Origin of the sequence: Pseudomonas sp. JUb42 (assembly GCF_024807945.1) — a bacterium.
Classification (GTDB): domain Bacteria; phylum Pseudomonadota; class Gammaproteobacteria; order Pseudomonadales; family Pseudomonadaceae; genus Aquipseudomonas.
Genome location: NZ_JANUFD010000003.1, coordinates 237,905 through 254,278 on the forward strand (window position 1 = coordinate 237,905; position 16,374 = coordinate 254,278).

The window sequence follows — 16,374 nt, forward strand, 5'->3', positions numbered from 1 at the left end:
AGTGAATCCCATTTGTCATCTCAATCGAACAACGGACGGAGGAGTTACCGGATGTTGCAGAGCTTCATGGGTATTTGAATTGAAATGATCATTGTGGGAGCGAGGCTTGCCCGCGAATAGGGTTTTTCAGCCTTAGAGGATGCGGCGCACGCGTTGGCCTCTTCGCGGGCAAGCCTCGCTCCAACGGTCCTGGCGGACTACAACCTGGCCAATTCCGGCAGATCCCCGGTCAGGCCAAGTGCCTGGCGTACGAACAGGGCTTTGGCTTCAGGCAGTTGATCGACCACTTTAAGGCCAGCATTACGCAGCCAGCGCAGGGGCAGGCGGTCGGTCTGGAACAGGCGCTCGAAGCCTTCCATGGCCGCCATCAGCGCCAGGTTGTGCGGCATGCGCCGACGCTCGAAGCGGCTCAGCACCCGCACATCCGCCAGGCGTTCTTCGCGCTCGCTGGCGTGCAGCAGAACTTCGGCGAGGACGGCGGCATCGAGAAAACCGAGGTTGACGCCCTGCCCGGCCAGCGGATGAATGACATGGGCAGCATCGCCGATCAGCGCCAGGCCCTCGGCGACGTAGCGCTTGGCGTGGCGCTGGCGCAGCGGTACGCACAGGCGCGGGTCGGCAGCCAGCACCGAGCCAAGGCGACCCTCGAAGGCGCGCTCCAGCTCGCGGCAGAACAGTTCATCTTCAAGCGCCATCAGGCGTTCGGCTTCGCTCGGAGTGACCGACCAGACGATGGAGCACCAATTCTCGCCCTCGCGTTGCAATGGCAGGAACGCCAGCGGGCCATCGTCGGTGAAGCGCTGCCAAGCGGTCTTGTGATGGCCGTCCACAGTGCGCACGCTGGTAACGATGGCATGGTGCAGGTAATCCCATTCACGGGTCGCTGTACCGGTCAGGCGCCGCACTGCCGAGTTGGCGCCGTCGGCGGCGACTACCAAGGGCGCGCGCAGGCGGCGGCCATCGGCCAGAGTCAGCAGCCAGTCATCGCCGGAGCGCCGCATCTGCTCCAGGCGGGCGTTGGCCAGCAGGCCGATATCGCTGTCATGCAGTTGCTCAAGCAAAGCGTCCTGCACCACTTTGTTCTCGACGATATGGCCGAGCACTTCGGCATGCACGCTGGACGCGGAAAAATGGATCTGCCCGGTGCCGCTGCCGTCCCAGACCTGCATTTCGCCATAAGGGCTGACGCGGCGCGCGGCGATGCCATCCCACACATCAAGGCGTTGCAGGATGCGCTGGCTGGCCGCCGACAAGGCGCTGACCCGCGGCTCGAAAGCTGCTTGCGGGTCGAACGGCTTGACGCTCAGCGGGCTGCCGTCGAGCACAAGAATATCCAGGCCGCTGCCGCGTAACGCCAGGGCAAGGGCACTGCCGACCATTCCGGCCCCGACAATCAGCACATCTGCGCGGGTTTCCATGTGTTAAATCGCTCTTGCTGGCGGCAACTGCCGGGTGTGGGAAAGGTCATGCATCGGGGCGTGTCCCCAGGCCCATGGCCTGACGGGCAAACCAGCGCTTGGCGGGTGGCAGCAGGTCGAGACCGAGCAGGCCGAGGTTGCGTCCGGTGGTAACCAGCGGCTGGGTGCTGCCGAACAGGCGGGTCACCTTGTCGGAAAAGCCTACCGTCAGCTGTTGATCCAGGCGCTGACGTTCGCGGTAGGCCAGCAAGGTCGCCAGATCACCCGGCTGCTTGTCGCTGGCCAGCAGGGCGTCGGCCAGCGCCTGGGTATCGCGCAGGGACAGATTGAAGCCCTGCCCGGCAATCGGGTGCAGGCTGTGGGCGGCGTTACCGAGGACCACCAGATGGGAGCGGACTTGTTCGTCGGCCTCGATCAGATTCAGTGGATAGACATGACGCACGCCGACCTGGCGCAGGGTGCCGAGGCGGTAGCCGAAGGTGTTCTGCAGTTCGCTGAGGAATGCCCGGTCATCCAGCTCGACCAGACGTTGGGTGTCTTGGCCGGTGCGGGTCCAGACCAGGGCGCAGCGGTTTTCCGGCAATGGCAGCAAGGCCATCGGGCCTTCATCGGTGAAGCGCTCGAAGGCCTGGCCCAGATGCGCTTCGCTGGGGGTGATATTGGCGATCAGCGCGCTCTGGTTGTATGGCCGCTGGCGCACGCCGATGCCCAGTTGCTCGCGCAGGCTGGAGCGGCCGCCGTCAGCCAGGACGGCCAGGTCGCAGTGGATTTCGCTGTCGTCATCCAGGGTCAGGCGGTAGCCTTCGGCTTCGGGCTGCATGCGCTTGACCTCGGCGGGTACGCGCCAGGTGACCACGTCCTTGTCCAGGCCCTGCCAGAGGCATTGGCCGAGCCAGGCGTTTTCCACCACATAGCCAAGCGCCGGTACACCCTCTTCCAGGGCGGACAAGCGGGTCGCGCCGAAACGGCCGCGATCGGACACCTGAATATGCAGGATCGGCTCGGCACGTCGGGCAATGTGCTGCCACAGGCCCAGACGCTCATAGATCTGCCGGGCACCGAAGGACAGCGCCGAAGAGCGTGCGTCATAGCTTGGCTGGTAGCTGTCACCGGGGGCGAACGGCTCGATCATGACGATCTTCCAGCCGCGCTCCTTGGCGCCCGCCTGCAGGGCCAGGGCCAGGCTGGCGCCGACCAGGCCGCCGCCGATAATCGCCAGGTGGAAACGGCTCATGCGGCTTGACTGCGGGCAGCGGCCATCAGGGCCTCGATTTCAGCAACAGTCTTGGGCACGCCACCGGAAAGAATTTCACAGCCTTGTCGGGTCACTACGACGTCATCCTCGATTCGCACGCCAATCCCTCTCCATTTTTTCGCCACGCTCTGATTGTCGGGCGAAATGTAGATCCCCGGTTCCACGGTCAGTGCCATGCCGACTTCCAGCACGCGCCACTCACCGCCAACCTTATACTCACCGACGTCATGCACATCCATGCCCAGCCAGTGCCCGGCACGATGCATGTAGAACGCTTTGTACGCCTCAGTCGCGATCAGGGTATCGACCTCGCCCTGCAACAGCCCCAGTTCCACCAGCCCGCTGGTGATCACCCTGACGGTAGCTTCATGTGCCTGATTCCAGTGCTTGCCCGGACCAATGGCAGCGAATGCCGCTTCCTGGGACGCCAGCACCAGCTCATAAATCGCCTTCTGCTCCGGCGAAAACGTGCCGTTGACCGGGAAGGTTCGGGTGATGTCGCTGGCGTAGCAGTCGATCTCGCAGCCGGCGTCGATCAGCACCAGATCGCCATCCTTGAGCGGCGCGTCGTTTTCCTGATAGTGCAGGATGCAACTGTTGCGGCCCGAGGCGACGATGGAGCCGTAGGCCGGCATTTTCGCGCCGCCCTTGCGGAATTCGTAGTCCAGTTCGGCTTCCAGGCTGAATTCGTGCAGCCCGGCGCGGCTGGCCTGCATCGCTCTTACGTGGGCGCGGGCAGAAATCTCTGCGGCTTCGCGCATGACCTTCACTTCTGCCGCCGATTTATACAGGCGCATGTCGTGCAGCAGGTGATCCAGGGCAACGAATTCGTTCGGCGGCTGCGCGCCCAGATGCGCCTTGGAGCGGATTACGTTGATCCAGTCCATCAGGTGGCGATCGAACTCGGGATGGCTGCCCATGGCCGAATAGACCCGGTCGCGGCCTTCGATCAGGCCTGGCAGGATGTCGTCGATATCGGTAATCGGAAAGGCATCGTCCGCGCCATAGTCACGAATCGCACCTTCCTGCCCGGCGCGCAGGCCATCCCACAATTCTCGCTCGGCGTTGCGTTCGCGGCAGAACAGCACGTACTCGCCATATTCACGGCCCGGAATCAGCACCACCACCGCTTCCGGCTCGGGAAAACCGCTGAGGTACTGGAAGTCGCTGTCCTGACGATAGACATGCTCGACGTCGCGATTGCGGATCGCCACAGCCGCTGCGGGCAGGATGGCGATGCTGTTGGGTTCCATCTGCGCCATCAGGGCCTTGCGTCGACGGGCGTATTCCGACTTGGGGATATGGATCATGGGCAGGTGGTGTTCCTCTGTCGAACGGGCCGGTCAGTACCTGATGCACAGGCGCCGACCGGATCGCGGGGATGGGCAATCAATGCAGCGAAGGCTTGGCCTCGGCTGGCGCAGGCTTGTTGCACTCGGTGAACAGCAGCAGTGGTGCGACACGCAGGTATTCCATGACTTCCATGTAATCGCTTTCACCGTCCTCGGATTCTTCCAGGGCGTCCTGGACCTGAGCGATGGCGGCGAGGTCCTGCAGTACTTCCTTTGCTTCGGCGCTCAGGTCCTGGCCACCGATGGTCAAGCCGAAGCCCGACAGGAAGCCATCGCACCACTTGCCAAGCGCAGCTGCACGATCGGTCAGGGGCTCGTCGTCGCCAGGCAACAACAGGACCACGGTCATGTCGTCACTGGTCAATTCGCCTTTGACCATCTCTTGCAGGCCGATCAGGGCCAGGCGCACGTTGTCTTGCGGCTCGGTTTCCAGCAGCTGTGAGGCATCGGCAAACCAGCCTTCGTTATCGAAGCCGGCTCCGGCGCAACTGCGGCCGAGCAACAGACCGTGGAGTTCTGCCGGTGAAACAGGATGGCCGCTGTTTTCGAGCAGGGTGGCGAAGGCTTTGTACGGGGAATTCTGAGTGGGCATGGGCAGCTAGTCGCCAAAGGGCGCAATGTCTAGAATGAAGGTCTTGTATCGTAGGGTTACTGGACTATCCGCGCAACAAGATCACCAAAGCGGCGGTCAATGGTATTGGCGCAAAGCCAGCTCGTGCACCACTCATCAGAAAGTATTCAGTGGAAAACAATGGAAGACACCGACCTGCAAGCGCTGATGACCCGACTGGAGTTGTTGATCAATCGTGTCGAGCAACTAAAAAGCCAAAACGGACTCCTATTAGCTCAGGAAAAATCCTGGCGCGAGGAACGCGCTCACCTCATTGAAAAGAACGAAATCGCCCGGCAGAAGGTCGAGTCCATGATTTCGCGCCTCAAGGCCCTGGAGCAAGACTCATGAGTAATGGCAACAGCGTCACCGTTCAAATCCTCGACAAAGAATATTCGATCATTTGTCCGCAGGAAGAACGTACCAATCTCGTCACCGCCGCCCGTTATCTGGACGGCAAGATGCGCGAAATCCGCAGCAGCGGCAAAGTTATCGGCGCCGACCGCATCGCTGTCATGGCCGCCTTGAACATCACCCATGATCTGCTGCACAAGCAGAGCCTGCCTGACGTACAGGTCAGCGGCTCGACCCGTGAACAGGTGCGTGACCTGGTCGGACGCATCGATCTGGCCCTGGCAGAGGACGGCGATTCCAAGCCGGGAACACCCCAAGGCTGATTCTTGCGAGATGTTTCGGTATACTGGCGCCCGCTCCCTGGAGTGCTTGCCAGTCGGTCATGTCCCTGAGCCGATACGCACAACCACGGGGGTTGCACGTTGGGGTCGGTGTGCATGTCCGCTTGACGGAAAGCCTTAAGACCTCCTGCAATCTCCACCTTGAACTTTCGGGTTCAAGGGCTACACCGACAGCGGTTCGTCGGGGAGTCTCACATTTATGTTCATTGCCTGCACAGCGGGCAATGGGCAGCATGAAGTCATCGTCCTGATGGCTTTGTTCCCGGTTCGACCATCGATGGATCAGCCCGCATGACCGATGTCGCCCCGCTCTCGCGCCAGCAATTGCGTCGCCAGCTGCGCAAGGCCCGCCGTTCACTCAGCCCCAATCAACAACGCCAGGCCGCTCTTGGGCTGTATCGCCAATTGGCGCAACACCCGTTGTTTCGCCGTGCCCGGCATGTCTCGCTGTATTTGCCGATGGACGGCGAAATCGACCCGCGCCTGTTGCTGCGCGCCGCTCAACGCCGGGGCAAGGCCACCTACTTGCCGGTGCTCAATGCCTGGCCGCGAACCAAGATGGTGTTCCAGCGCGTACGGCCGGGGGAAAAATTTCGGCCCAACCGCTTCCGCATTCCAGAGCCGCTGATCAATACCGGGCGGCAACGCAAGATCTGGGCGCTGGATCTGATTCTGATGCCGCTGGTGGGCTTCGATGACGAGGGTGGGCGACTGGGGATGGGCGGTGGTTTTTATGACCGCAGCCTGGCGTATCGGTCGCGCCGCAAGACCTGGAAGAAGCCGACGCTATTGGGCCTGGCCCATGAATGCCAGAAGGTCCCGCGCCTGGCCCAGGCCAGCTGGGATGTGCCGCTGGCGGGGACGGTGTCGGATAAGTGTTGGTATCTGGCCTGATAGATATCGGCAACCTGGCTCAAACGATATGAGAGCCAGTTGCGGGATCAAATTGTGGGAGCGAATTCATTCGCGAAGAGGCCGGTCTATTCAATCCATTCCATTGGGGGGTAAAACCGCTTTCGCGAATGAATTCGCTCCCACAGTCCGCTCCCGGATCGAATTAATGCTTACCCGGCTTTTTCTGCTGTTGCTGGGTGATTTCCATCGGGGCCGCATCTGACTTGTTGGCCCACAGGCTCTGGGCATAGCCCGTGGTCACGATGCCCAAGCCGAACAAAATGACCAGAATCCATAGTAAATCCGGCTTGCGTTTCATTGACTGCCCCCCTTCGGCAAATCAATACGATGTCAGCATCGGTTTTTGTATAGGCCGCGCAACAGCGTGAAGCTTAAAATGGCGGCATTCTCCGACAACATGACGCAGTTCGCAAATACTGGCGTCAGCCGACTGTCGGTTTGTCATCAAACTGTCTGACAACCTGCCCAATTCCCTGCTTAAGGAGTCTCGATGATGGCTTATTGGCTAATGAAATCCGAACCCGATGAGTTGTCGATCAGCGACCTGAAAGGCCTGGGTACGGCTCGCTGGGATGGTGTGCGCAACTATCAGGCGCGCAATTTTCTGCGCTCGATGGCGGTGGGGGACGAGTTTTTCTTCTATCACTCCAGCTGCCCGGAGCCGGGTATCGCCGGTATCGCCCGGATCAGGCAAGCGGCTTACCCGGACCCGACAGCACTGGATGCGCAAAGCCACTATTTCGATGCCAAGGCCAGTGCCGAAAAGAACCCGTGGAGCGCTGTTGACGTAGAGTTCGTCGAAGCATTCCCGAAGGTCTTGGGGTTGGGCTATCTGAAACTGCAGAGTGCATTGGAACAGCTGCCCTTGGTGCAAAAGGGCAGCCGCCTGTCAGTGATGCCGGTCACCGCGGAGCAATGGGCGGCGATCCTGGCACTGCGCTGAGCGCGCTTATTGCACGATCAGGTTGTTGAACAGCAGGTCTTCGACGATGGGCTTGCCCTCTTCGTCGGTCATCACCTGTTGCACCTGCTTGAGGGCTTCCTGACGCAGTTTTTCCTTGGCGTCGGCGCTGCTCATGCTATCGACGGTCTGCTGCGAGAACAGCGCGACCAACTGGTTACGGATCAGCGGGTCGTTGCGCTTGACCGCAGCCTGGGCGTCAGGACCGGTCACGCGCAGGGCGATATCAGCCTTGTAAACGCGCAGCTTGGGGCCGCCATCCAAGGCATAGTTGCCCACGAACGGAGGGGTCAAGGATACATAAATAGCCTTTGGCGGACCTTCCTCTTTGGCTTCTTCGTTGGCCAGAGCAGGCAGTGAGAAGGCCACCATCATCATCAGAATCCACGCTTTCACAGTCCACTCCTCAATACTATTTGTTGGCTAGCATACGTCAGCTTATAGAAAGCCATCATGGCCGGGCATGCTGATTGACCGAAAAAACTCGCCACCTACACTTATCGGCCATCACCGCGAAAGGAATAGCCCCGATGAAAGCCGTGCTGTGCAAAGCTTTCGGCCCTGCCGAAAACCTGGTGCTCGAAGAAGTGGCCAGCCCTGAAGCCAAGAAAAACGAGATCCTGCTCGATGTTCATGCCGCCGGGGTCAACTTTCCGGACACCCTGATCATTGAGGGTAAATACCAGTTCAAGCCGCCCTTTCCCTTTTCGCCGGGTGGCGAGGCGGCGGGTGTCGTGGCTGCAGTGGGGGAAAAGATCAGCCACCTCAAGGTTGGTGACCGGGTCATGGCCCTGACCGGTTGGGGCAGCTTCGCCGAGCAGATCGCCGTGCCGGGCTACAACGTCTTGCCGATCCCGTCCGCGATGGACTTCACCACGGCCGCCGCTTTCAGCATGACCTACGGCACTTCCATGCACGCCCTCAAGCAGCGCGCACAGTTGCAACCCGGTGAAACCCTGTTGGTCCTCGGCGCCTCAGGTGGCGTTGGTCTGGCGGCTGTAGAGATCGGCAAGGCCATGGGGGCCCGGGTCATCGCTGCCGCCAGCTCCGCAGAGAAGCTGGCAGTGGCGAAGAATGCCGGTGCCGACGAGCTGATCAACTACAGCGAAAGCAATCTCAAGGAAGAGCTCAAGCGCCTCACCCAAGGCAACGGCGTCGACGTCATCTACGACCCGGTCGGCGGCGATCTCTTCGACCACGCTATTCGCTCCATCGCCTGGAATGGCCGCCTGCTGGTGGTGGGCTTCGCCAGCGGACGCATCCCCGAACTGCCGGTGAACCTGGCGCTGCTCAAAGGCGCGGCGGTACTGGGCGTGTTCTGGGGCTCATTTGCCCAGCGTCAGCCCCAGGATAACGCGGCCAACTTCCAGCAGTTGTTTGCCTGGCATGCAGAGGGCAAGTTGAAGCCGCTGGTGTCTCAGGTCTACCCGCTGGAAAAGGCGGGCGAGGCGATTGATTCGCTGGCCAATCGCAAAGCGGTGGGCAAAGTGGTGGTTGCGGTGCGATGAGTCCTCTGTTGCTCCGCTGTTCAGGCGGAGCAACGGCTTCTGTTACATCTGCTCACAATGTTCACAAATGAACACGGCAATCCAGCCATTTCCTACAAATAAGCCGACGAGAAACTCTCCTTTTTTCTGTAACGAAAATGTAACATTCACTTTCGCACTGAAAAAAACAAAAAATGGAGATTTCGATGTTTGCTTTTTTTCGTCCTGCCGCTCACCGGGCGCCCCTGCCCGAAGAAAAGATCGATAGCACTTACCGCCGCCTTCGCTGGCAGATTTTCGCAGGCATCTTCTTCGGTTATGCCGGGTATTACCTGCTGCGCAAAAACTTCTCCCTGGCCATGCCATACCTGATCGACGAGGGTTACACCCGTGGGCAGTTGGGCGTGGCCATGTCGGCCATTGCGATTGCCTACGGTTTGTCGAAGTTCCTGATGGGCATTGTCTCGGACCGTTCCAATCCACGCTATTTCCTGGCGTTCGGGTTGCTGGTGTCGGCGGCGGTGATGTTCGTGTTTGGCTTCGTGCCTTGGGCAACCTCCAGTGTTGCCATCATGTTTATCCTGCTGTTCATCAACGGCTGGGCCCAGGGCATGGGTTGGCCGCCGAGCGGGCGGACCATGGTGCACTGGTGGTCGCAGAAAGAACGTGGCGGCGTAGTGTCGGTGTGGAACGTGGCGCACAACGTCGGCGGTGGCCTGATCGGCCCGTTGTTCCTGTTGGGTATGGGCTGGACCAACGACTGGCACGCGGCGTTCTACGTCCCGGCCGCTGTGGCCCTGCTGGTCGCGCTGTTTGCCTTCGCGACCATGCGTGACACCCCGCAATCGGTCGGCTTGCCGCCCATCGAGCACTACAAGAACGACTATCCGGAAGGCTATGACGAGAGCCATGAGGAAGAATTCACCGCCAAGGAAATCTTCGTCAAATACGTACTGCGCAACAAAATGCTCTGGTACATCGCCCTGGCCAACGTTTTCGTTTATCTGCTGCGCTACGGCGTACTGGACTGGGCGCCGACCTACCTGAAAGAAGCCAAGCACTTCACCGTCGACAAGACTTCCTGGGCCTACTTCTTCTACGAGTGGGCGGGCATTCCCGGCACGCTGCTGTGCGGCTGGATGTCGGACAAACTGTTCCGGGGTAATCGCGGCCTGACCGGTGTCGTATTCATGGTCATGGTGACCATTGCCACCCTGGTGTACTGGCTCAACCCGCCGGGTAACCCGACTATCGACATGATCGCGCTGATCTCCATCGGCTTCCTGATCTACGGTCCGGTCATGCTGATCGGCTTGCAGGCACTGGAGCTGGCGCCGAAGAAGGCGGCAGGTACGGCAGCAGGCTTTACCGGTCTGTTCGGATATCTGGGCGGTTCGGTCGCAGCCAGCGCAGCGATGGGCTACACGGTGGACCACTTCGGCTGGGACGGTGGTTTTGTCCTGTTGCTGATCGCGTGTGTGCTGTCGATTGTCTTCCTGCTGCCGACGCTTTGGCATAAGCAGGTGGCGAGTGTGAGTCGTGACAAATAACGACTGCATAATGGCTGCACGGGTGGAGTAATTGTGGGAGCGAATTCATTCGCGAAAGCGGTTCCGGGTTAGAGAAATATGTTGGATGTACCGGCCCTATTCGCAAATGAATTCGTCCCACAGACACAGATTTAACGCCCGCACAGGCGGCCATTAAACCGTCTGGCAATCAACCCGACAGCGTTTGAGCCGGGCCTCGAGGTTGAGGTCTGGCATGGCGTGGCTGCGCAGGGCGCTGGCGGTCTGCTCGACGTAGTCGCGGGTAGTGCCGTAGCGACCGCTGGCACTGGCCAGTACCTGGCTGAGTACGCTGTCGGGCAGGTTGCCGGCGTAGCTGGGCAGATGCCGTTCCAGAACAAAACCCAACGCCTGAACCCGGCGGCCGTCTTCCAGGCGGCAGCTGAGCCAGTGTGGGCGATAGGATGGATACGGCATTTCCCGTTGCCACAGTGCGAGCAACGATTCCTTGAGGTTTTCTTCCGGCAGGCGGTAGGCGAAGCCACTGCATGAGCCGCCGCGGTCGAGGCCGAACACCAGCCCCGGTTGTTCCGGCGTGCCGCGATGTTCGTGGGACCACAGATACAGACCGCGATGGTAGCCGTGCACGCGCCCCCGCTGGCGCTCTACGGCGGAGCATTCGGGGCGCCAGATCAATGACCCATACGCGAACAGCCAGACCGGGCCGCCATGATGGCGCTGCAAGGTATTTTCCATCGAATGGATCAATTGCTCGTGGGTCAGCTGCGGACCCAGGTCAATGACCGGCGGGTACGTCAGGCCCAGGCCGTCGTGCACAGCCGTCGCCAAGCTATTGATTTGGTTGTTCATTGGGCTCCCCCTGGCCGAAGCATGACCAGTTGTAGCGTTCCGTGCGTGCAAAAAAAGCAGTGCATCAGCCAATCAGCTTACTGGCTATATGACTATCAGACAGCCTCAAAAAGCTATCAGTCACTCTTTGACGCTGAATCGATTCAAAAACACATGATGCAATTAGTAATCCAGCAAATCTCCCGCTTGGCGCAAATTTGGGAAATGTCCTACGTTCACCGCTGACTTTTCAGCTATCGAGCGGATAAACGCTTTGTTTATAAAACCGCCCTTTGTGAGCGATAGGCAGGGTGGCGCGATGAAAGCTGTGCTGTTGGTAGCACTGATACTGTTATGCGGTGTGGTGCAGGACACCCATGCCGGCGAAGACGGCGCGTTCTGGCAGGTCCAGAGCAGCGTCTATACCCGTCACTTCAACCCGGATCCTGAACATAACAATCGGCAAAACCTGATTGGCCTGGAGCGCAATGAGGCTTCGGGTTTGCTGTACGGGGCGGCGACTTTTCGCAATACCTACGAGCAGCGCTCGGTGTACGCCTACGGTGGCATGCGCTTCGACAGCGCCGACTATCCGCTTTACCTGAAGGTCAGCGGTGGCTTGCTGCACGGCTACCGGGGCAAGTATCGCGACAAAATCCCCTTGAATCGCTTTGGTGTCGCGCCGCTGGTGGTTCCCGCCCTGGGCATGCATCTGGGGCCGATCACGACGGAAGTGGCGCTATTGGGCGCTTCCGTCGCGATTCTCAATCTGGGGCTGCGTTTCTAGATTCGCTTAGCCGCGCGGTGCATAGGCGAACACGTCGGCGCGCATCTGATGCGCGTCCATGCCCGCAGCCACCAGGGCGTCGAGAGTGGCATAGATCATTGCCGGTGAGCCGCTGCCATACACGTGCACCCCGGACAGATCGGCCAGATCCTCGCAGACCGCTTCGTGCAACATGCCGCAGCGGCCTTCCCAGCCGCACAGGTCGCTGACGATCTTATGCAGATACAGGTTGGGCAGGCTTTTCCATTCATCCCAATGGCGGATTTCGTAGAAGTCTTCCGGGCGACGAACGCCCCAGTACAAGTGCACCGGATGCTTGAAGCCCTTGGCGCGGCAGTGTTCGATCAGGCTGTGCATCTGCGCCATGCCGGTCCCGGCAGCGATCAGCACCAATGGCCCGTCGGGCAGCTCGGCCAGGTGGGTATCGCCAAAAGGCAGATCGACCTTGGCGATACCGTTGCGTTGCAGTTGTTCGATCAGGCTCTGGGCGCTGGCTTCGCGCACCAGCACGTGCATTTCCAGGTCGCGGCCGCTATGGGGCGCGCTGGCCAGGGAGAACGCCGATTTCTCGCCGTTCTCGCGATGGATCATCAGGTACTGACCGGCGTGATAACGCGGCGCCTTGCCTGCTGGCGCCCGCAGCCCTACACGCCAGACATCGCCGCCAACCTCGGCGCATTCACTGACCTGGCAGGCAAAGGTACGCACGGGCAGTTCGCCCGGTGCCAGGATACCGTCCCACAGCAGCTCACAGTCTTGCAGCGGCTCGGCGACACAGGTGTAGATCTCGCCATGGGTGAGCGTCTCGCCGTTCTGGCTGACCTGGCCCGAGACCAGCAGCGCCGCGCAGACATGGCAATTGCCATTGCGACAGCTCTGCGGGCATTCGTAGCCCAGGCGCTGGGCGGCGTCGAGAATCCGCTCACCCGGCAAGGTTTCCAGCACTGCGCCCGATGGCTGCAAGGTTACGCGCATCAATCTATTCCCAACTGATTCCAGATGTCGTCGATCCGGCGGGTTACGGCCTCGTCCTTGACGATCGCCCGACCCCATTCGCGGGTCGTTTCACCCGGCCATTTATGCGTTGCGTCCAACCCCATCTTCGACCCCAGCCCCGATACCGGTGACGCGAAGTCCAGGTAATCGATGGGCGTGTTGTCGATCATCACCGTATCGCGCTTGGGGTCCATGCGCGTGGTGATGGCCCAGATGACGTCGTTCCAGTCACGGGCGTTGATGTCGTCGTCGGTGACAATAACGAACTTGGTGTACATGAACTGTCGCAAAAACGACCACACGCCCAGCATCACACGCTTGGCATGACCCGGGTACTGCTTCTTCATGGTCACGACGGCCATGCGGTAGGAGCAGCCTTCGGGCGGCAGGTAGAAGTCGGTGATCTCCGGAAACTGCTTTTGCAGGATCGGTACGAACACTTCGTTCAGCGCCACGCCGAGAATGGCTGGCTCATCCGGTGGCCGGCCGGTGTAGGTGCTGTGGTAAATCGGCTTGATGCGATGGGTGATGCGCTGCACGGTAAACACCGGGAAGCTGTCGACTTCGTTGTAATAGCCGGTGTGGTCGCCATATGGACCTTCATCGGCCATTTCGTTCGGATAGATCACCCCTTCCAGAACGAATTCGGCGCTGGCCGGGACCTGCAGGTCGTTGCCACGGCATTTGATCAGCTCGGTGCGACTGCCCCGCAGTAGGCCGGCGAAGGCATATTCGGAGAGGCTGTCCGGCACCGGCGTCACGGCGCCGAGAATAGTCGCAGGGTCTGCGCCCAGGGCCACGGCCACCGGGAACGGCTCGCCGGGGTGCTTGTCCTTCCACTCCTTGAAGTCCAGGGCGCCGCCGCGATGGCTGAGCCAGCGCATGATGACTTTGTTGCGACCGATGACCTGCTGGCGATAGATGCCCAGGTTCTGCCGCTCCTTGTTCGGCCCGCGAGTGACGGTCAGGCCCCAGGTGATCAGCGGGGCGACGTCGCCCGGCCAGCAGGTCTGCACCGGCAACATGCCGAGGTCGACATCGTCACCGTCGATGACGATTTCCTGGCAAGGCGCGTCCTTGACCACTTTCGGCGCCATGGCGATGACTTTCTTGAAGATCGGCAGCTTGGACCAGGCATCTTTCAAGCCCTTGGGCGGCTCGGGCTCCTTGAGGAATGCCAGCAGCTTGCCGATCTCGCGCAGTTCTTCGGTCGATTCGGCGCCCATGCCCATGGCCACGCGCTCAGGCGTGCCGAACAGGTTGCCGAGCACCGGAATGTCGAAGCCGGTGGGTTTTTCAAAGAGCAGTGCCGGGCCCTTGGCGCGCAAGGTCCGGTCACAGACTTCGGTCATTTCCAGCACAGGGGAAATGGGCACTTGGATGCGTTTCAGCTCTCCGCGCTGCTCTAACTGCTGCACGAAATCGCGTAGGTCGTTGAATTTCATTAACCCGGCCACTCATAAAATAGACGCACATCCTACCTGCTCTGAAGCATGGCGCCATCCTTGGAGCGTGCTAACGGGCGTTTTCGCTCAAGAAGATCGGGGCCAACAGCGGCTTCATGCGCTCGCCGCCCTGATCCGACAGGTGATTTTCGTCCATGTACTGCGAATAACCGTCGAACTCGGCCCGACAGACACCCGACTGACACAGCAGTGGCGCCGGGTCGAGCACCTGCACCTGCGGGTCCTGTACGCTGAGGCGATGGAATAGCGTGGCGAGAAAATGCTGGCGCTCTTGATGCTCGGCCAAAGGTCGCCCGACGGCTTCGGCAGAGCGCCCGACCATTGCCAGGCTGCTCAGGCGGGCTACGGTGCCCTGGCGTTGCAGCGGCACCTCCTTGAAAATCCATACCCGCGCCCCGGCTGCACGCAGGGCGGCAATCATGCGCGTCAGATCGCGCGCTACCTGCTGTTCGGCGTCAGGCACGTTGTCACGGTGATACAACACATGCTCGCGGTCGCCATCCTCTTCGCCGTAGAGGTACAAGCTCCAGCGCGCGGCGAGGATCACGTCATGAATCTTGTGTTGCTTGACTGCTTCCAGAGTCCGGGCGTTGAAGTCCTGGCATTGGTCGCGGGTTTCGTGGCTCTGGATCGGCGGGCAACCGGACAGGGCCGCCAGCCACACGGCGATGCCATAGCGCCGGGCATCAGCCTGAATGGCGGGCAGCAGCGCGGCGGCATGGCTGTCGCCCCAGACCAGTTGCACGGGCGGGGTGTTTTCATCGCCGCCGAATCGGCAAATTTTGTCCAGGTCCGGGCTGTCCTTCTGCAGCAGGCAGTCCATTTGCCCTTGCTGCCAGTCCCGGGCTTCGGCGTAGCGCATGGCCTGACCTGACAGGCGTTCGGGCACGCCATCGACGGAGCGAACCCATTGGCCCGCCAAGCCCAACACCAACAGGCAAACCAGACCTGCCGAGAGCATCGAACGCTGGCTGACGAAAAACTGCTTTTCCCGGAACGGCAGTTCGACGAAGCGCCAGGTCAGGCAGGCCAGGGCGACGCTGAGGGCGATCCAGGCCCAGGCTTCCAGTGGCTGCATGCCGTCGATCGAAATGGCATTGGCGTAGACGAAAACCGGCCAGTGCCACAGGTACAGCGAATAGGAAATCAGCCCGACCGCCACCAGCCAGCGTAGGCTGAGCAGGCGGCCAACCACGGTCGCAGCCTGGCCGTTGGCCCAGATCATCGCCGTGGCGCCCAGCACAGGAAATAGCGCCGCCCAGCCGGGGAACAGGGTTTCTCTATCGAAAAAGAACAGGGCGTACAGCACCGCCAACAGGCCTGCCAGGCTGACGCTTTCGAAGACCCACGGCTTGGGTTTGTGTTGTAGCGGCGGCAATATGGCCAGCATCGCTCCGCACAGCAGTTCCCACGCGCGCATGGGCAACAGGAAGAACGCCGCATCCGGTTCGCGTTTGATCACCCAGACGTTAAGCCCGAACGACACCAGCAACAGCCCGAACAGCAGCCATCTCCAGTGGCGCATATAGCGGCTGAGCAGCACCAGCAGCAACGGGAAGAAAATGTAGTACTGCTCTTCCACCGACAGTGACCAGGTGTGCAGCAGCGGTTTGAAGTCCGAAGCGGGGTTGAAATAGCTGTCCTGGCGCATGAACAGGATGTTGGAGATAAACATGGCCTGGTAGCGCGCGGCCCGGCCCAGCTGCGAGTAATCGTGGGGCGTGAGCAGCAGCCAGCCCGCGGCCAGAGTCGCCAGAATGACCACGCTCAGGGCGGGAATGATGCGCCGCGCCCGGCGCGCCCAGAAGTCGACGAAACTGAAGCGCCCTGCCGCGATTTCGCGGCAGATCACGGCGGTGATCAGATAGCCGGAGATGACGAAGAATACGTCGACGCCGACAAAGCCGCCGCTCACCCCGCCCAGGCCGAAGTGGAACAGCACCACGGGAATGACCGCCAGCGCCCGTAGACCGTCGATGTCGCGCCGATTGCCAAAGGTATGCATAGGACTCCCTGTCTGTGCTGTCCCAAAAGAAACGCAAAAAAAATGGTGTCCCTAAGGACACCATTTTTAT

The 16,374-nt window shown here is 60.8% G+C and carries 17 protein-coding genes and 1 other RNA gene; 8 read left to right on the forward strand and 10 right to left on the reverse strand.

What is annotated here, in order from left to right; genetic code table 11:
- Window positions 1–197: 197 nt before the first annotated feature.
- The 4 genes from M2401_RS07615 to M2401_RS07630 form a co-directional block, all read right to left on the reverse strand.
- Window positions 198–1,418, reverse strand: coding sequence for a 2-octaprenyl-3-methyl-6-methoxy-1,4-benzoquinol hydroxylase (locus M2401_RS07615; RefSeq protein WP_259101186.1), 1,221 nt, complete (start codon window positions 1,416–1,418; stop codon window positions 198–200).
- A 46-nt stretch (window positions 1,419–1,464) separates the two neighbouring features.
- Window positions 1,465–2,652 carry a 2-octaprenyl-6-methoxyphenyl hydroxylase gene (gene ubiH, locus M2401_RS07620; protein ID WP_259101188.1) on the reverse strand — a complete coding sequence of 396 codons (1,188 nt, stop codon included), beginning with the start codon at window positions 2,650–2,652 and terminating at the stop codon, window positions 1,465–1,467.
- Window positions 2,649–3,983 carry a Xaa-Pro aminopeptidase gene (gene pepP, locus M2401_RS07625; protein ID WP_259101190.1) on the reverse strand — a complete coding sequence of 445 codons (1,335 nt, stop codon included), beginning with the start codon at window positions 3,981–3,983 and terminating at the stop codon, window positions 2,649–2,651. Before pepP ends, ubiH begins: the two co-directional genes overlap by 4 nt.
- A 79-nt stretch (window positions 3,984–4,062) precedes the next feature.
- Window positions 4,063–4,617, reverse strand: coding sequence for a YecA family protein (locus M2401_RS07630; protein ID WP_259101192.1), 555 nt, complete (start codon window positions 4,615–4,617; stop codon window positions 4,063–4,065).
- A 159-nt stretch (window positions 4,618–4,776) separates the two neighbouring features.
- Between M2401_RS07630 and M2401_RS07635 the strand changes: the two genes are divergently transcribed.
- The 4 genes from M2401_RS07635 (at window position 4,777) to M2401_RS07650 (ending at window position 6,224) form a co-directional block, all read left to right on the forward strand.
- A complete protein-coding gene (locus tag M2401_RS07635) occupies window positions 4,777–4,986 on the forward strand; it encodes a TIGR02449 family protein (protein WP_259101194.1) in 210 nt (69 codons plus the stop codon).
- The gene (locus tag M2401_RS07640; protein WP_259101196.1) at window positions 4,983–5,312 is read left to right on the forward strand and encodes a cell division protein ZapA; all 330 of its coding nucleotides are present in this window, start codon (window positions 4,983–4,985) and stop codon (window positions 5,310–5,312) included. The genes M2401_RS07635 and M2401_RS07640 overlap by 4 nt, the downstream gene beginning before the upstream one ends.
- A gap of 31 nt (window positions 5,313–5,343) precedes the next feature.
- A non-coding RNA gene (gene ssrS / locus M2401_RS07645) (6S RNA) lies at window positions 5,344–5,522 on the forward strand.
- Window positions 5,523–5,621: 99 nt separating this feature from the next.
- Window positions 5,622–6,224, forward strand: coding sequence for a 5-formyltetrahydrofolate cyclo-ligase (locus M2401_RS07650; protein ID WP_259101198.1), 603 nt, complete (start codon window positions 5,622–5,624; stop codon window positions 6,222–6,224).
- 163 nt (window positions 6,225–6,387) lie between these two features.
- Here the strand turns inward: M2401_RS07650 and M2401_RS07655 are convergent, their stop codons facing one another.
- Window positions 6,388–6,543 carry a hypothetical protein gene (locus M2401_RS07655; protein WP_259101199.1) on the reverse strand — a complete coding sequence of 52 codons (156 nt, stop codon included), beginning with the start codon at window positions 6,541–6,543 and terminating at the stop codon, window positions 6,388–6,390.
- Between the two features lie 192 nt (window positions 6,544–6,735).
- On the opposite strand from M2401_RS07655, the gene M2401_RS07660 reads away from it, so the two are divergent.
- Window positions 6,736–7,188 carry an EVE domain-containing protein gene (locus M2401_RS07660; RefSeq protein WP_259101201.1) on the forward strand — a complete coding sequence of 151 codons (453 nt, stop codon included), beginning with the start codon at window positions 6,736–6,738 and terminating at the stop codon, window positions 7,186–7,188.
- 6 nt (window positions 7,189–7,194) lie between these two features.
- On the opposite strand, the gene M2401_RS07665 is transcribed toward M2401_RS07660, so the two are convergent.
- Window positions 7,195–7,602, reverse strand: a complete 408-nt coding sequence (locus M2401_RS07665) for a flagellar basal body-associated protein FliL (protein ID WP_259101203.1) — start codon at window positions 7,600–7,602, stop codon at window positions 7,195–7,197.
- 134 nt (window positions 7,603–7,736) lie between these two features.
- On the opposite strand from M2401_RS07665, the gene M2401_RS07670 reads away from it, so the two are divergent.
- On the forward strand, window positions 7,737–8,714 hold the full coding sequence (locus M2401_RS07670) for an NADPH:quinone oxidoreductase family protein (RefSeq protein ID WP_259101205.1): 978 nt from the start codon (window positions 7,737–7,739) through the stop codon (window positions 8,712–8,714).
- 185 nt (window positions 8,715–8,899) lie between these two features.
- Complete coding sequence (glpT, locus tag M2401_RS07675) at window positions 8,900–10,243, forward strand: glycerol-3-phosphate transporter (RefSeq protein WP_259101207.1); 1,344 nt, start codon at window positions 8,900–8,902, stop codon at window positions 10,241–10,243.
- Window positions 10,244–10,396: 153 nt separating this feature from the next.
- Here the strand turns inward: glpT and M2401_RS07680 are convergent, their stop codons facing one another.
- A complete protein-coding gene (locus tag M2401_RS07680) occupies window positions 10,397–11,071 on the reverse strand; it encodes a gamma-glutamylcyclotransferase (RefSeq protein ID WP_259101209.1) in 675 nt (224 codons plus the stop codon).
- Between the two features lie 298 nt (window positions 11,072–11,369).
- On the opposite strand from M2401_RS07680, the gene M2401_RS07685 reads away from it, so the two are divergent.
- Entirely contained in the window at window positions 11,370–11,837 is a 468-nt protein-coding gene (locus tag M2401_RS07685; protein ID WP_259101211.1) for a sn-glycerol-3-phosphate transporter, read from the forward strand.
- 6 nt (window positions 11,838–11,843) lie between these two features.
- On the opposite strand, the gene M2401_RS07690 is transcribed toward M2401_RS07685, so the two are convergent.
- The 3 genes from M2401_RS07690 to M2401_RS07700 all read right to left on the reverse strand — a co-directional run bounded on the left by M2401_RS07690 (window position 11,844) and on the right by M2401_RS07700 (window position 16,304).
- The gene (locus M2401_RS07690; protein WP_259101213.1) at window positions 11,844–12,812 is read right to left on the reverse strand and encodes a CDP-6-deoxy-delta-3,4-glucoseen reductase; all 969 of its coding nucleotides are present in this window, start codon (window positions 12,810–12,812) and stop codon (window positions 11,844–11,846) included.
- Complete coding sequence (gene ubiD, locus M2401_RS07695; protein WP_259101216.1) at window positions 12,812–14,278, reverse strand: 4-hydroxy-3-polyprenylbenzoate decarboxylase; 1,467 nt, start codon at window positions 14,276–14,278, stop codon at window positions 12,812–12,814. Before ubiD ends, M2401_RS07690 begins: the two co-directional genes overlap by 1 nt.
- A gap of 70 nt (window positions 14,279–14,348) precedes the next feature.
- Window positions 14,349–16,304 carry an acyltransferase family protein gene (locus M2401_RS07700; protein WP_259101219.1) on the reverse strand — a complete coding sequence of 652 codons (1,956 nt, stop codon included), beginning with the start codon at window positions 16,302–16,304 and terminating at the stop codon, window positions 14,349–14,351.
- Window positions 16,305–16,374: the final 70 nt, after the last annotated feature.

Excerpts from the sequence above, each read along its gene's own strand:
- M2401_RS07615 (WP_259101186.1), bottom strand. The coding sequence starts at position 1,418 with ATGGAAACCCGCGCAGATGTGCTGATTGTCGGGGCCGGAATGGTCGGC.
- ubiH (WP_259101188.1), bottom strand. The coding sequence starts at position 2,652 with ATGAGCCGTTTCCACCTGGCGATTATCGGCGGCGGCCTGGTCGGCGCC.
- pepP (WP_259101190.1), bottom strand. The coding sequence starts at position 3,983 with ATGATCCATATCCCCAAGTCGGAATACGCCCGTCGACGCAAGGCCCTG.
- M2401_RS07630 (WP_259101192.1), bottom strand. The coding sequence starts at position 4,617 with ATGCCCACTCAGAATTCCCCGTACAAAGCCTTCGCCACCCTGCTCGAA.
- M2401_RS07635 (WP_259101194.1), top strand. The coding sequence starts at position 4,777 with ATGGAAGACACCGACCTGCAAGCGCTGATGACCCGACTGGAGTTGTTG.
- M2401_RS07640 (WP_259101196.1), top strand. The coding sequence starts at position 4,983 with ATGAGTAATGGCAACAGCGTCACCGTTCAAATCCTCGACAAAGAATAT.
- M2401_RS07650 (WP_259101198.1), top strand. The coding sequence starts at position 5,622 with ATGACCGATGTCGCCCCGCTCTCGCGCCAGCAATTGCGTCGCCAGCTG.
- M2401_RS07655 (WP_259101199.1), bottom strand. The coding sequence starts at position 6,543 with ATGAAACGCAAGCCGGATTTACTATGGATTCTGGTCATTTTGTTCGGC.
- M2401_RS07660 (WP_259101201.1), top strand. The coding sequence starts at position 6,736 with ATGATGGCTTATTGGCTAATGAAATCCGAACCCGATGAGTTGTCGATC.
- M2401_RS07670 (WP_259101205.1), top strand. The coding sequence starts at position 7,737 with ATGAAAGCCGTGCTGTGCAAAGCTTTCGGCCCTGCCGAAAACCTGGTG.
- glpT (WP_259101207.1), top strand. The coding sequence starts at position 8,900 with ATGTTTGCTTTTTTTCGTCCTGCCGCTCACCGGGCGCCCCTGCCCGAA.
- M2401_RS07680 (WP_259101209.1), bottom strand. The coding sequence starts at position 11,071 with ATGAACAACCAAATCAATAGCTTGGCGACGGCTGTGCACGACGGCCTG.
- M2401_RS07685 (WP_259101211.1), top strand. The coding sequence starts at position 11,370 with ATGAAAGCTGTGCTGTTGGTAGCACTGATACTGTTATGCGGTGTGGTG.
- M2401_RS07690 (WP_259101213.1), bottom strand. The coding sequence starts at position 12,812 with ATGCGCGTAACCTTGCAGCCATCGGGCGCAGTGCTGGAAACCTTGCCG.
- ubiD (WP_259101216.1), bottom strand. The coding sequence starts at position 14,278 with ATGAAATTCAACGACCTACGCGATTTCGTGCAGCAGTTAGAGCAGCGC.
- M2401_RS07700 (WP_259101219.1), bottom strand. The coding sequence starts at position 16,304 with ATGCATACCTTTGGCAATCGGCGCGACATCGACGGTCTACGGGCGCTG.